This is a genomic window from Deltaproteobacteria bacterium, from assembly GCA_020848745.1.
In the GTDB taxonomy this organism is placed as follows: domain Bacteria; phylum Desulfobacterota; class Binatia; order UTPRO1; family UTPRO1; genus UTPRO1.
Genome location: JADLHM010000075.1, coordinates 1 through 14,384 on the forward strand (window position 1 = coordinate 1; position 14,384 = coordinate 14,384).

Here is a 14,384-nt window from a genome sequence, read left to right on the forward strand (position 1 = left end):
CACGCGACACTGGTCTCGCGTGCAGGACGTCGACCTCACCGATCTCGACCGCTTCGCGGCGGGGTTTCCCCACGACGTGTTCACGCGCCTCCGCCGCGAGGCGCCGGTGTGGTTCCATCCGCCGACGTGCCACACACCGGGCGGCGAAGGGTTCTGGGTCGTCAGCCGCCACGCCGACGTGGTCGCGGTCGCGTCGGACGCCGCCACCTTTTCCTCGGAGCGCGGCGGAGCGCGCGACGGCGGCGGCACGCTCATCGAGGATCTGCCGGCCGGCTTCGCCGTCGGCGTTCTCCTCAACATGATGGACGATCCCCGCCACCAGAAGCTCCGGCGGCTCGCGACCGGCACCGTCTCGCCGCGGGCGCTGGCGGCGCTCGAGCAGGAGCTCCGCGCACGGGCGATTGCGATCGCCGATGCGGCCGTCGCGCGCGGGCGTTGCGACTTCCTGGTCGACGTCGCCGCCGAGCTGTCGCTGCAGGCGGTCGCCCGCCTCCTCGGCGTCCCGCAGGCGGACCGCCATCGCCTCTTCGCCTGGGCGAACGCGACGCTCGACTACGACGGCCGCGACCTCGGCGAAATCGACGCGCGCACGCAAGCCGCGCATGCCGCGATGTTCGAGTATGGCGCGAGCCTGATCGCCGAGAAGCGCCGCGCCCCCGGCGACGACATGCTGTCGGCCGTCATCCACGGCACGATCACGAATCCCGACGGCAGCAACGGCCCGCCGAGCGATCTCGAGGCGTTGATGTTCTTCAACCTGTTGATCGCGGCCGGCAGCGAGACGACGAGGAACTCGATCGCGATCGGACTGCTCGCGCTCATCGAGCACCGCGATGCCTGGGAGGACCTCGCGCGCGACCCGGCCCTGATGCCGAGCGCCGTCGAGGAGATCCTGCGCTGGGCCTCGACTACCGCCTACAACCGCCGCACGGCCACGCGCGACGCGGTCCTCGGCGGCGAGCGCATTGCCGCCGGCGACAAGGTGACGCTCTGGTGGTCGTCGGCGAATCGCGACGAGGCGGTGTTCCCGGACCCCTTCCGCTTCGACGTGCAGCGGCACCCGAATCGCCACCTCGCCTTCGGGCACGGAAACCATTTCTGCCTCGGGGCGGTGCTGGCGCGGATGGAGATCCGGGTGGTGCTGGAGGCGTTGCTGGAGCGCGTGGCGCGATGCGAGGTGGTGGGACCGGTCGAATGGGTGCGGAGCAACAAGCACACCGGCATCCGCCACCTCCCCCTCGCACTCGCAGCCCGCCGATAAGGGCCGACCTGCTTCGTTGCTCGGTCGCTCACTTGTGCGGCGTAGCTCCGCTACGCCTCCGCGTTCGCTTCCTCGCGCCTCGCATCTCGACCCTTCTCGACGGGCTGCGCGGGGTGGCGCGTGCGCTTGGTGGGGGCTTCGCTTCGCTCGCCCCGACTTCTCAGCTCTGACTGAAGCGAGGGTCATCGTCGTTCGGGTTGCGGCGGCACGTTGGCGCTGGGAGACTCGGGGGGTGCCGTGCTCGGGGGTGACCTCCTGACGGAGTCGTTGCGGGTGGTGCTGCTGCTCGCGGGAGGGATGAGCGCGGCGTACGCGGGAGCGTGGGTGCGGCCGGCGGCGGTGATCCGGTGGCGCCGCCTCGTGCTCGGGGTGCTGGCGCTCGTGACCGTGGGAGCGGTATGGCTGGTGCTGCACCCAAGCGCGCCGAACGGGGGAATCCGGCTCGATCCGTCGGAGGAGCCCCTGCTACCCGTCGGCGACCCAGGCCGCGACGTCTACGCTGACGCGATCCGCAACTTCGGCGACGACGACGTCATGGTGATCGGCATGGACACCCCGGACGGGATCTTCGTTGCGGAGCACCTGCACGCGATCCGCCGCATTAGCGAACGGATCCGACGGCTCCCCGGCGTGCGCGCGACGGAGACGATCCTCGACGCGACCGCTTTTCGCTACGATGCGCGCGACGACCTCCTCGCGGTCGAACCCTTCATCGACGTGATCCCCACCGACGCCGACGCCCTCGCGCGGCTCCGTAGGCGCGCCCTCTCCGACCGGCTCTATCCGAAGACCGTCGTCTCTCGCGACGGCCGCGCCGCGGCGATCAACGTCTCGTTCCGCACGATGACCGACGGCGAGTTCGTGGCGGCGGGCCTCGACGACACCGTCCGCGCGATCGTCGGATCCGAGGCCGCGCCGGGTCGCCGCTTCTTCGTGACGGGGCGGCAGCACGTAAAGGCCCGCGCCGCCGACGTCATGTTCCACGACGTCTTCCGGCTGATTCCGCTCGCGGTGGCGGTCGGCACCGGCGTCTGCTGGCTGATCTCCGGCTCGCTGCGCGCGGCCGCGATTCCGGTCGGCGCGAGCCTGGTCGCCACCCTCTGGACCTTCGGGGCGCTCGCGGCCGCGGGCCAGGCGCTGAACCTCATCACGATCGTCCTCGGCCCGATGCTGATCTGCATCGGCAGCGTCTACGGCGTGCACGTGATGGCCCGCTACGACGTGCTCGCCGGCGAGCTCCGCGACGCGCCGGCGGCCGCGACCGCATGCCTCGCCGACACGATCCTCCCCGTCATGATCTCGGGAGTGACGACGGTGATCGGCTTCGCGGCGCTCCTCGTGTCGCCGCAGCCCGCGATCGGCGAGTTCGCGACCTACTCGATCCTCGGCGTCTCGGCGATGTCCCTGGTCGCGGTGACCGGCGTGCCCGCGCTCCTCGCCTGTCTCCCCGTCCCGCGGAAGGAGCGCGGGTCCGCAGGCGGCGTCGCCAGCCGCGTGAGCCGCCGGCTCGGCGCGGCGATCGAGCGGCTCCTGGCGGTGCTCGCGGACCTCGCGACCCGACGTCCGACGCCGATCCTCGTGACGTGGACGGGCATCACGCTCGCCGCCGCCGCCGCGATCCCGTCCATCGTGGTCGACACCGACTATCTGAGCTTCTTCGACACGCGTTCCGACGTGCGCCGCGACTTCGCGACGACGAGCGAACGGCTCGTCGGTGCGGTGCCGATCTACCTCACGGTGAGCGGGCGCGGGGAGGGCGCCTTCCGCGAGCCCGTCAACGTCCGGGCGCTCGAACGCCTGCAGGGCCTCGTCGACCGCGTCCCGGGCGTGAGCGCGACGCTCTCGATCGTCGATCTGCTCGCGGTCCTGCATCGCGCCGTCGAGCGGGACGATCCGGTCTTCGAAACCGTGCCCGCGACGCGCCAGGAGATCGCGGACTTGCTGTTCCTGATCCCAAAGAACAAGCTCCGCCGATTCGCCAACGCCAACCACAGTCGGGCGAACCTGCTCGTGCGAACGGCGGTCACGGGCTCGGCGGAGGTCGCGGCGCTGAAGCGACGGCTCGAGGAGGCGATCGCGGCCGCCGCGCTGCCGCCCGAGCTCACCGCGGCGATCACCGGCAACACCGTCGTATTCACGCAGGCGTCGGACGGCATCGCCGGCAACCAGCTGACGTCGATGGCGCTCACCGCCGCGACCATCCTGATCCTCGTCACGACCTCGTTCCGCTCGCCGCGCGTCGGCTTGGTCGCCATGGCGCCGAACGTGGCCCCGGTCGTAGTGTTCTTCGGCCTCCTCGGAGCCGGGCTCGCCGATCTGTCGCTGCCGACGAGCCTCATCGGCTCGGTCGCGCTCGGCATCGCGATCGACGACACGGCCCACTTCATCGTGAACTACCAGCGCCTGCGCGCGACGGGACTCGCCGCCCCGGAGGCGGCGGCGACGTGCCTGCGCGAGCTCGGGACGCCCATCGTCACGACCTCGCTCATGCTGACCGCGGGATATCTCGTGTTGACGCTCTCGGGCTTCGCGACGCTTCGCCAGTTCGGCTGGCTCTCGGCGCTCACCATCCAGATCTGCCTCTGGGGCGACCTGCTGATGTTGCCCGCCCTGCTCTCCCGCGTTCGCGTCCGAGCGCCCGGCCCTAGCTGGCCCTAGCGGCGCTCGAGCGCCGCGGTGTTGAACTCGCCGTCGTCGAGCGCCGGGTTCGGATCGACTCGCTGCAGCGTCACCGTCGAGTGCGTGTCCTCGAGCAGGTCCGTCATCGTCGACTCGGTCGGCACCCAGACACCGTCGAACGCCTTCAGGGACGCGCGCGGCGAGCGGAGCTCCTTCACGGCGACGCCGACGTCGTCCCAGTAGCGGGTGCGCAGCGGAACGTAGTGCTCCTTCTCGATCGCGGCGACGCTCCGCGAGTAGCGCGAGCGGCTGCTCTTCAGCATCGTCGCCTCGACGACGTAGCACGGCGCCCCGTCGACGGCCTCGTCCGGAAGGCGGCGATAGGTCGCCTGCTCGAGGTCGTCGAGCGTGGTCAGGAAGTCGTCGAAGCTGAAGTCGGTGCCGGCGACGTTCTGCCCGCGCAGGCTGGCGCGCGCGACCCGCTTGCGCATCGGCGAGTAGAGGAACTGGTCGTCGGCCCGGTCGCTCCGGTGCACGTACAGGTAGCCGGTGTGCTCGATGTCGCGCGGCCCCGTCAGGATGATCACGACCTTGGCGAAGACGCCCTCGGTCGGCTGGTCGTCGGGACCGCGGTAGTCCTTGGCGCGGAGTTCGAAGCGCGTCTCCTGGGGATTGCCGGCGGGATCCTTCGACAGGATGCGCCCGACCTCGACGACCGTGCGCAGCCGCTTGCGGTTCTTGAAGAGGCGGTCGTAGATCTCGCGGCCGCCGAGCGTCGTGCCCTCGGGAAGGATCTCCTCGAGCTCGCGCGGCGTGGGCGTCTCGACGGCGCGCTCGGGCGCCATGGGCTCCGCCGCCGCTCCCGACGTCCGGAGCAGCATCCCCACGAGCGCGATCGCGGAGCCGAACCTCCATCGACGCGTCGCCGTCACGGCGGCGACGCTACCGTGGCCCGCGCGGCGAGTCGACGGAGGCGCACAGATTCCGAACCTAGTCCACCTCCCAGTCGACGCCGTCCGGCGAGCGGTCGACGACGAGGTCGCCGCCGACCGCGACGTACTCGTCGGCGCCGAACGTCACGCCCGAGAGCTGGCGGCTCGTCCGCGAGATCTGTTGGGTCAGGACGTCGCCGTTCGGCGTCGTCACGATGGTGCCGCCGAGCCCGACGATCACGAACTGGTCACGCGCGAACACCAGGTCGGAGAGGGTCGCGAAGTTCTGGAAGTTCTCGCGGCGCGCGCTCCACGCGAGACCGTCGTCGGAGACCGCGACCGTGCCGACGAAGCCGACGGCGACGAAGCGTCCCGCGCCGTAGCGGACGCGCGCGAGCGCGTTGCCGGTGTTCGACGCGACCGGCGACCACGCCTCGCCGTCGGTCGAGGTGAGGATGATCCCGGAATCGCCGACGACGACCAAGCGGCCTTCGCCGGCGGTGATGCCGCGGAGCGCGGTCGTGGTGCCGGAGCCCCTCGGCGTCCAGAGGCGCGCGTCGGCCGAGGTGAGAATGGTGCCCGCGTAGCCGACGGCGATGTAGCGGCCGTCCACGAACGTCACGTCCTGCAAGGATGCCGTGGTCGGAACGGTCTCGATCGTCCAGGTGAAGGCGTCGGTCGAGGTAAGGACGGTGCCCGAGTCGCCGACCACGACGTAGCGGCCGTCGGCGAACGTGACGCCGTTCAGGGTCGCGCGGACGCCCGACTCGACGCCGTCGAACTTCCCGCCGTTCGTCGCGACCGACAGGATCCCGCGCGTCCCGGCGGCGACGTAGCCGGCGCTGCCCAATACGACGCTGCGATAGCCGTCCTGGTTGTCGTCGTCGCCGCTCCCGCCCCCCCCGCAGGCGGCCAGCGCGACCATCGCCAATCCGAGCGCGGCGCGAACGAACGCGCGCGCTCCGAATCCCCGCAAGCCTCGACCCATCCGGACTCTCCTTTCGTGCGGGTCACAGATCACATGTCGCGGCTCGTGGCTAGGAGTCCGCACGGACGGCTTCCGGCCGCGGTGCGGGATCCCTCCGCGAGCGACGGCCCTTCAGGTCACGCGTACGGTCGCGGCGGCGGCCTGCGCCGCGGCGTACACCACGCGCAGCGGCACGCCGTGGCGCTCCGCCGCACGCCGGCAGCTCTCGTACTCCGGCGTCACGAGCGCCGGCGTCCCGTCGCTCCCCGCGATCTTGACGGCGATCGGACCGTAGACCGTCCCGACCTCGCCGCTCCGGCGCGGCACCACGAGACGCGTCACCGCGTGACACCGGACGCCGAGCGTCGTCGTCTCCGCGAAGAGCACCGCGGCGACGGCGGCGCGGCGCTCCGGCGGCACGAGCGCCTGCACGGTCACACCCGGACGGTTCTTCTTCATGTGCACCGGCACGAGCGCCACGTCGACGGCGCCGGCCGCGAAGAGTCGCGCCATCACGTGCTCGTAGAGCTCCGGGCTCATGTCGTCGATGTTGCACTCGACGATCAGCATCACGTCGGTCGCGAGCCCGGTAGGAACCTCCGCGGCCTCGCCGAGGATCACCCGCAGGAGGTTCGGACGATCGGCGAGCTGGCGCGTACCCGCCCCATAGCCGACGCCAACCGGCCGGAGCGCGGGCGGCGGCGACGCCACCGCGCCGAAGCCCCGTAGGATCGCCGCGCCGGTCGGCGTGACCATCTCGCCGGCCCCGTCGCCCGCCCGGACCGCATAGCCGCGCAACAGGTCCACCGTGGCGGGCGCCGGCACCGGCAGCGGCCCGTGCCGACTCTCGACCATGCCGCTGCCGAGCGGCAGCGGCCCGACGAAGAGCCTCGTGATGCCGAGCGCTTCGAAGCCGACGGCGGCCGCCACCACGTCGGCGATCGCGTCGGCCCCGCCGACCTCGTGGAAGTGCACGCGGTCGACCGGCGTGGCGTGCACCCGGGCCTCGGCCTCCGCGAGTGCAGCGAACGCGGCGAGCGCGCGATCGCGCACCGGCGTCGCGAGCCCGCCCCGCGCGAGGATCGCACGGACCGTCGCGAAGTCGCGCTCGCCCGGGGGCTCGCGCGTGGTGACGACGAACTTCGTCGCGGCGATGCCCCCGACCTCGCGGCGCTCCGCGCCGACGTCGACGTCCGGGAGCCCGAGCCCTCCGAGCGCCGCGCGCACGTCCTCGATCGGCGCCCCGAGATCGAGCAGGGCACCGACCGTCATGTCGCCCGAGAGGCCGGAAAACGCGTCGAAGAACGCCTGCATGGCGGGCTCGTAGCCCGCGTCCGACGCCACCGCAAGGTCGTTCGTTTGCAGTCTCGAAGCGCTATGGTACCTTACCCACCCTTTTTGCGAGCCGTGGATGCGTGAACGCGAGCTGAAGCATTTCCAAACCCTGCTGAACGAGAAGCTGGCGGAGCTGCTCGAGGAAGCCGATCGCACCGTCGACGGGATGACCGACGCGAAGGCGGAGAACTTCCCCGACCCGACCGATCGCGCCTCCCTCGAGTCGAACCGCAACTTCACGCTCCGCATCCGCGACCGCGAGCGCAAGCTCATCGTCAAGATCAAGGAAGCCCTCGCGCGTATCGACGACGGCAGCTACGGCAAGTGCGAGGAGTGCGGCGAGAGCATCGGCCGCGAGCGCCTGGAGGCGCGCCCCGTCACGACGCTCTGCATCGACTGCAAGTCGATGCAGGAGGCGGAAGAACGGAGGCTGCGCGGCGGCTGAACCGCGGCGCCACCGGCTTCAGCCGGAGAGCACCGTGCCGTCGGGAATCTCGCGCGGAGCGTCGCCCTCGTTGACGACGCGGACCGTGCCGCGCACGACGACGTTCCTCCCGAAGCGCACGTCGCCCGCGACCTCGAGCTTCTCGCACGCGAGGAGCGAAGGCGCTCCGTGCGGAAAGCGCGCCTCCATCTGGTCGATGAAGGCGTAGAAACGGTCGTCGAGGTTCACGACCAGCGTTCCGAGCGTGCGCGCCGGATTCGGAACGATCCGGCTGTCGTCGGTCAGCACGAAGGCGTCCGAGCGGATGCCGAGGAGATCGCCCGTCTTCTTCACCGCCGCGAAGCGCAGGCGCGGCACCCGCAGCGCCGCCGCGTCGGCGAAGAGCTCGATGGCCGCGCCCATCGCAGTCTCCAGCTGGTAGACGACCGGTGACGCCGGATCGCGCGGGTCGATCGTCTTGGTGTTGCGGATCATCGGCAGCCGCACGACGCCCGCGTTGGCGTCGAGGAACGCCTGCAAGCGCGGCAGGCTCAGCCAGATGTTGTTGGTGTTGAAGTAGCGATGGCGAGCGACGTCCTGGAACGCGGCCTGCTCGTCGGGGGGGCACTGCGCCGACTCGCGCAGGACGAGCCGACCGTCGCGATGGCGGGCGAGGTGGCCCCCCTTCTTGTCGGCCTCGGTGCGATCCGTCACCTCCATCATGAATGCGTATCCATGTTCGACGAAATGGCCGAGGATCGCCGGGTCGATCACGGCGCCGAGGTTGTCGACGTTCGAGACGAACGCGTGCTCGTACCCGTCGGCGAGCAGGCGACCGAGCGCGCCGCTCGTCGCGAGCGCGGCGTAGAGGTTGCCGTGCCCCGGCGGGCACCATTCGAGCTGCGGATCCTTCGGCCACGCGCCGGGCGCAAACCCGTCCTTCGTGACCTTCGGGATCATGTGCTGCTCGAAGGCGACCACGAGGTCGGCGCGCGACTTCGGGTGCTTCGCGACCGCGGCGAGCGTCGCCGCGTGGGTGCTGAAGCTGTCCATCAGCACGAGCGGAATGCGATGCGTCTCCGCTTGCCGCATCACGACGTCGAGGAACGTGAGGTCGCCCTTGACCGTGAGGAGGGCTTTCGGACCCGTGAGCCCCATGCTGGTCGCGAGCCCGCCGTTCAATTTGACGAGAACCGTCTTGGCGAGCGCGCGCCGCCCGCGCTCCGCGAGCGCGGGTCCGAACGTCGTCGCGTCCGGCAGCACGCCGATCGGCTCGATCTCGCGCTCCGGGACGAGACCGGTGGCTCCGGCCACGAGCTGCGCGTAGTAGTGCTCGAACGTCTTGACGGCGAGTTCCGGGAGGCCCGCGGCGCGCATGCGCGCCGCGAAGAGCGGCAACTGGTCGCGGGAGGTCATCGCGGCGGTTGTAGCAGCTGGCTCCGCGCCCGAGAATCGCGGGCCGTCGTCGCGCTCTCACGCGGGCACGCGCGTCAGGATGTCGACCCGGCGCCGCGTGATCGAAGTCCCGCCGAGTTATCGACGATCCCCCCGGCACTTGCGGCCGGGAACGAACGATCTCGTCCGCTCGCCTTGAAGCGGCGCCCGCGCGCTGCTACGTTGCCGTCTCCGCAGCACTCTGGGGCAGTAGCTCAGCTGGGAGAGCACCACGTTCGCAACGTGGGGGTCGAGGGTTCGAACCCCTTCTGCTCCACTTCCATCCTCGAACGCCGAGTCCGCACCGGGAGTCGGGACGATCGCGTAGCCGGCCGCGTTCGCGCGATCGTCCCCGGGCTCGGCTTTCGGAAGCCGACACCGGAGGCGGATCGACCAACGAGCCCCGACGCGGGCGCCCCGGTGCTGGCCAGGTGCCATGCGATCCTCCGCGCGGTCGAGCGCCCCCCTTTCGATGCTGACCGCGCGGACGACGATGCGCCAAGATGACGCGACGCACGCCACGAGCGAAAAAAATGCGCGTCTCACGTGCGGACGGGATTGCAATGCGAGCCGCGACGTCTCTACACTCCGGACGTTCCGGTACTCCCACCTGCTGCGAGGCAGACATGTTTCACGCGCGGATCGTTTCTCCCCGTGGCTCGCTCTACGTGGCCGCCGAGGCAACGCCGTACGACCTGGAGAACCTCCGGACGCACGTGCACGACCTCCGCGCCGCCGCGAGCAGCGACACGCGCCTCGAGCTTCGCATCGATCGGCCGAGCTCGATCGCGACCTACCAACGCGTGTCGACCTTCCTGCAACGGCTCGCAGCCGAAGGCATCCAGACGAGCTTCAGCTTGTCGCCGCCGTCGGCGTCGAGTCCGCGGCCGACCGCCGCACCGAGCTTCAACGGCGTCGCACGACGCGGGTCGGCCTGTTGAGGCCGGCCCGATCGTGACGCTCTCGTGGTGCCCGGGCCTGCCCGGGCACCACGCCCGTGCCCTCCCCGCCCCCGTATCGTGCGGCGACGATCGCGCGAGGATCTCGGGAAGGACAACCGTGGGCGGCGCGGGGTAAGCGGGACGCAGCAACCGAACCGTCTCCGCTCGATCGCCGCTAAGATCTCGGGCCCGCGCGCGAACGGCGCCGGCACCTCGGGCTGCGCAACGCCGGGAGGGCCGCCGGAGGTTCGGCCCGCATTGCGTACCGCATTGCCGGCGGTGCGTTCTGCAGCCCCCGGCGCCGCGCGGTGCGCGAAAACCCTCGAAGGAAGGCCCTCCGACGCCACGGCATGTCGGTTGCTCTCACGAGAGCCATACGGAGGCACGGCATGGACCTGGTGTATCTCGGACTGATCAGCGGTTTCTTCGCGGTCTCGTGGGCGATGATCGAGATCCTCGATCGCCTGTGAGGGGGAACCGATGACGATCTTCTACGTGCTGGGCGGGGTCGTGAGTCTCGGCCTCTTCGTCTACCTCTTCGTGGCCCTTCTCAAACCGGAGCTCTTCTGATGACCACCAACGGCTTTCTGCAGGTGGGCGTGTATGTGATCGTTCTGCTCGCGCTCGCAAAGCCCCTCGGGGCCTTCATGGCGCGGGTCTACGACGGCAAGTCGACCTGGCTCTCGCCCGTCCTCGCTCCGATCGAACGCGCGATCTACCGTATCTCGGGGATCGACCCCGAGCAGGACATGACCTGGAAGACGTACGCGGTCGCGATGCTCCTCTTCAACTTCCTCGGATTGCTCGTGGTGTACGGACTGCAGCGCCTGCAGAGCGTCTTGCCGCTCAACCCGCAAGGGTTCGCCGCGGTGACCCCCGATTCGTCCTTCAATACGGCGGCGAGCTTCGCCACCAACACCAACTGGCAAGGATACGTCGGCGAAGCGACCATGAGCTACCTGACGCAGATGCTCGGACTCGCGGTGCAGAACTTCGTCTCCGCAGCGACCGGCATGGCCGTCCTGGCGGCGTTCATCCGCGGCTTCCGCAACTCGGCGACGCGAGGGATCGGCAACTTCTGGAGTGACCTCACCCGCAGCACGCTCCACATCCTGCTGCCGCTCTCGATCGTGCTCGCGCTCGTGCAGGCGTCGCAGGGCGTGGTCCAGAACTTCAGCGCCTACAAGGCGGTGCCGCTCCTCCAGACGACGTCGGTGACGTCGCCGGTCAAGGACGCCGACGGCAACCCCGTGCGCGACGGGAAGGGCGAGCCGAAGACCGAGACGACCGTCGTCACCGAGCAGACGCTCCCCATGGGGCCCGCGTCGTCGCAGATCGCGATCAAGCAGCTCGGCACGAACGGCGGCGGCTTCTTCAACGCCAACTCCGCGCATCCTTACGAAAACCCGACGCCGCTCTCGAATTTCTTCGAGATGCTGGCGCTCCTGCTGATCGCGGCGGCCCTCTGCCACACTTTCGGACAGATGGTCGGCGACACCCGCCAGGGATGGGCCGTGCTCGCCGCCATGACCGTCATCTTCGTCGTGATGGTCGGCGTCTGCGAGTGGGCGGAGTCCCGCGGCAACCCGCGGCACGCCGCGGCCGGCGCCGACGTCGTCGCGAGCGACGTCCAGCCGGGCGGCAACATGGAGGGCAAGGAGGCGCGCTTCGGCGTCGTCAACTCCGCTCTCTGGGCGACCGCCACGACCGCCGTCTCCAACGGGTCGGTGAACGCGATGCACGATTCGTTCACACCGCTCGGGGGTCTCGTGCCGCTCTTCATGATGCAGCTCGGCGAGGTCGTCTACGGCGGTGTCGGCTCCGGCCTCTACGGCATGCTGATCTTCGCCATCGTCGCAGTCTTCGTCGCCGGCCTCATGGTCGGCCGCACGCCGGAGTACCTCGGCAAGAAGATCGAGGCCTACGAGATGAAGATGGCGTCGATCATGATTCTCATCCCGCCGATCGTCGTCCTCGGCTTCACGGCCCTCGCGGTGATCACCGAGGCCGGCCTCGCGAGCCGCTTCAACAAGGGCGCGCACGGATTCAGCGAGATCCTCTACGCCTTCAGCTCGATGGGCAACAACAACGGCAGTGCTTTTGCCGGCCTCTCGGCGAACGTACCATTCTACAACACGGCCGGCGGCCTCGCGATGCTGATCTCGCGCTACTGGCTAGCGATCCCGACGCTCGCGATCGCCGGCTCGCTCGCACGGAAGAAGCACGTGCCCGCCGGTGCCGGGACGCTGCCCACCCACACGCCGCTCTTCGTGTGCATGCTCATCGGCGTCGTCATCCTCGTCGGCGTCCTCACCTTCGTACCCGCGCTCGCGCTCGGGCCGATCGTCGAGCACGTCATGCTGTACCAGTGAGTACGCAGCGCTCGTCCACGGAGAGGAAGCCATGTCCACACACGCCAGAACGCGCCCGCTTTTCGATCCCGAGATCGTCCGCGGCGCGATCGTCGCCTCGTTCACCAAGCTCGACCCGCGCCACCAGGTGCGTAACCCGGTGATGTTCGTCGTGCTGCTCGGCAGCGTACTGGCTACGACCCTGTTCTTCCAGGCGCTCGGCGGACACGGCGAGGCGCCGACCTGGTTCATCCTGACCGTATCGCTCTGGCTCTGGTTCACCCTGCTCTTCGCCAATTTCGCGGAGGCGATGGCGGAGGGGCGCGGCAAAGCGCAGGCCGACGCGCTCCGCAAGGCGCGGCGCGACATCGTGGCGCGGAAGCTCGCGAAGGCGCCGTCGAACGGCTCCTTCACGCCGGCCGACGCGCGCACGACGTCCACCACCAGCGCGGCGCTGCGCAAGGGCGACGTGGTGCTGGTCGAGGCGGGCGAGTTCGTGCCGAGCGACGGCGAGATCGTGTTGGGGATCGCGTCGGTCGACGAGAGCGCGATCACCGGCGAGAGCGCGCCCGTGATCCGCGAGGCCGGCGGCGACCGCAGCGCCGTCACCGGCGGCACCCGCGTCCTCTCGGATTGGCTCGTGATCCGCGTCACCACCGATCCCGGCGAAACCTTCCTGGATCGCATGATCGGGATGGTCGAAGGCGCCACGCGCCAGAAGACGCCCAACGAGATCGCGCTGAACATCCTCCTCGCCGGCTTCACGATCATCTTCCTGCTCGCGACCGTGACGCTGCTGCCGTTCTCGATCTACGCCGTGAACGAGGCCGGCCAAGGGATCCCCGTCACGATGACGGCCCTGACGGCGCTCCTCGTGTGCCTGATCCCGACCACCATCGGCGGCCTCCTCTCGGCAATCGGCATCGCCGGCATGGACCGCATGATCCAGGCGAACGTCATCGCGATCTCGGGCCGCGCCGTCGAGGCGGCGGGCGACGTCGACGTGCTGCTGCTCGACAAGACGGGCACGATCACGCTCGGCAACCGGCAAGCCACGGCGTTCATCCCGACCGACGGCGTCGGCCTGGACCGTCTCGCCGACGCCGCGCAGCTCGCCTCGCTCGCCGACGAAACGCCCGAGGGGCGCAGCGTCGTCGTCCTCGCCAAGGAACGATACGGCCTCCGCGAGCGCGACATCCACGCGCTCGGCGCCACGTTCGTGCCGTTCAGCGCCCAGACGCGCATGAGCGGCGTCGACTTCGACCGCCGCCACATCCGCAAGGGCTCCGCGGACGCGATCGAGGAGTACGTCGCGGCGAACGGGGGCCAGTTTCCGTCGCCCGTGCGCAGCCACGTCGAGCGCATCGCCCGCGAGGGCGGAACGCCGCTCGTCGTCGCCGACGGCCCGCAGGTGCTCGGCGTCATCCAGCTGAAGGACATCGTCAAGACCCGCATCAAGGACCGCTTCGCCGAGCTCCGCCGCATGGGCATCAAGACCGTGATGATCACGGGCGACAATCCGCTCACCGCGACGACCATCGCCGCGGAGGCCGGCGTCGACGACTTCCTCGCCCAGGCGACGCCCGAGAAGAAGCTCGAGCTCATCCGCGAGTACCAGCGCGGCGGACGCCTCGTGGCCATGACGGGCGACGGCACGAACGACGCTCCGGCGCTCGCGCAGGCGGACGTCGCAGTCGCCATGAACAGCGGAACGCAGGCCGCGAAGGAAGCCGGAAACATGGTCGATCTGGACTCGAATCCGACGAAGTTGATCGAGATCGTCGAGATCGGGAAGCAGCTCCTCATGACGCGCGGGGCGCTCACCACGTTTTCGATCGCCAACGACGTCGCCAAGTACTTCGCGATCATCCCCGCCGCCTTCGCGGGCACGTACCCCGCGCTGAGCGCCCTCGACATCATGCGCCTCACGACGCCGGAGAGCGCGATCCTGTCGGCCGTCATCTTCAACGCGCTCGTCATCATCGCCTTGATCCCGCTCGCGCTCCGTGGCGTACGTTACCGCGCCGTCGGCGCGTCGGTGCTGCTGCGCGACAACCTCCTCGTCTACGGGCTCGGCGGCATCGTCGCACCGTTCATCGGCATCAAGGCGATCGACACGG

Annotated in this window: 11 protein-coding genes and 1 tRNA gene; 8 read left to right on the forward strand and 4 right to left on the reverse strand. The window is 70.0% G+C overall.

Translation table 11 applies throughout. From position 1 onward, the window contains the following. Positions 1–19 precede the first annotated feature (19 nt). Together IT293_11450 and IT293_11455 are read left to right on the forward strand one after the other, a co-directional pair. Positions 20–1,261 carry a cytochrome P450 gene (locus tag IT293_11450; GenBank protein ID MCC6765266.1) on the forward strand — a complete coding sequence of 414 codons (1,242 nt, stop codon included), beginning with the start codon at positions 20–22 and terminating at the stop codon, positions 1,259–1,261. A gap of 237 nt (positions 1,262–1,498) precedes the next feature. Continuing rightward, on the forward strand, positions 1,499–3,919 hold the full coding sequence (locus IT293_11455) for an MMPL family transporter (protein MCC6765267.1): 2,421 nt from the start codon (positions 1,499–1,501) through the stop codon (positions 3,917–3,919). Here IT293_11455 and IT293_11460 read toward each other — a convergent pair. The 3 genes from IT293_11460 to larC form a co-directional block, all read right to left on the reverse strand. Beyond that, positions 3,916–4,812: an outer membrane lipoprotein-sorting protein gene (locus tag IT293_11460; GenBank protein ID MCC6765268.1), complete on the reverse strand. Its 897-nt coding sequence runs from the start codon at positions 4,810–4,812 to the stop codon at positions 3,916–3,918. The two genes, IT293_11455 and IT293_11460, sit on opposite strands and share 4 nt — an antisense overlap. A 58-nt stretch (positions 4,813–4,870) precedes the next feature. After that, positions 4,871–5,800, reverse strand: a complete 930-nt coding sequence (locus tag IT293_11465) for a cell wall-binding protein (protein MCC6765269.1) — start codon at positions 5,798–5,800, stop codon at positions 4,871–4,873. 111 nt (positions 5,801–5,911) lie between these two features. After that, positions 5,912–7,123 carry a nickel pincer cofactor biosynthesis protein LarC gene (larC, locus tag IT293_11470; protein ID MCC6765270.1) on the reverse strand — a complete coding sequence of 404 codons (1,212 nt, stop codon included), beginning with the start codon at positions 7,121–7,123 and terminating at the stop codon, positions 5,912–5,914. A gap of 67 nt (positions 7,124–7,190) precedes the next feature. On the opposite strand from larC, the gene dksA reads away from it, so the two are divergent. Next, complete coding sequence (dksA, locus tag IT293_11475) at positions 7,191–7,559, forward strand: RNA polymerase-binding protein DksA (protein MCC6765271.1); 369 nt, start codon at positions 7,191–7,193, stop codon at positions 7,557–7,559. An 18-nt stretch (positions 7,560–7,577) separates the two neighbouring features. On the opposite strand, the gene IT293_11480 is transcribed toward dksA, so the two are convergent. Beyond that, a complete protein-coding gene (locus IT293_11480; protein MCC6765272.1) occupies positions 7,578–8,915 on the reverse strand; it encodes a UTP--glucose-1-phosphate uridylyltransferase in 1,338 nt (445 codons plus the stop codon). 261 nt (positions 8,916–9,176) lie between these two features. On the opposite strand from IT293_11480, the gene IT293_11485 reads away from it, so the two are divergent. The 5 genes from IT293_11485 to kdpB form a co-directional block, all read left to right on the forward strand. Then, positions 9,177–9,249: transfer RNA gene (locus tag IT293_11485), tRNA-Ala, on the forward strand. A gap of 391 nt (positions 9,250–9,640) precedes the next feature. Further along, complete coding sequence (locus IT293_11490; protein ID MCC6765273.1) at positions 9,641–9,913, forward strand: hypothetical protein; 273 nt, start codon at positions 9,641–9,643, stop codon at positions 9,911–9,913. A 480-nt stretch (positions 9,914–10,393) separates the two neighbouring features. Then, entirely contained in the window at positions 10,394–10,483 is a 90-nt protein-coding gene (gene kdpF, locus IT293_11495; protein MCC6765274.1) for a K(+)-transporting ATPase subunit F, read from the forward strand. Then, entirely contained in the window at positions 10,483–12,285 is a 1,803-nt protein-coding gene (gene kdpA, locus IT293_11500; protein MCC6765275.1) for a potassium-transporting ATPase subunit KdpA, read from the forward strand. Before kdpF ends, kdpA begins: the two co-directional genes overlap by 1 nt. 31 nt (positions 12,286–12,316) lie before the next feature. Next, positions 12,317–14,384: potassium-transporting ATPase subunit KdpB (gene kdpB, locus IT293_11505; protein MCC6765276.1), on the forward strand; the 2,068-nt coding region annotated here is incomplete at its 3' end.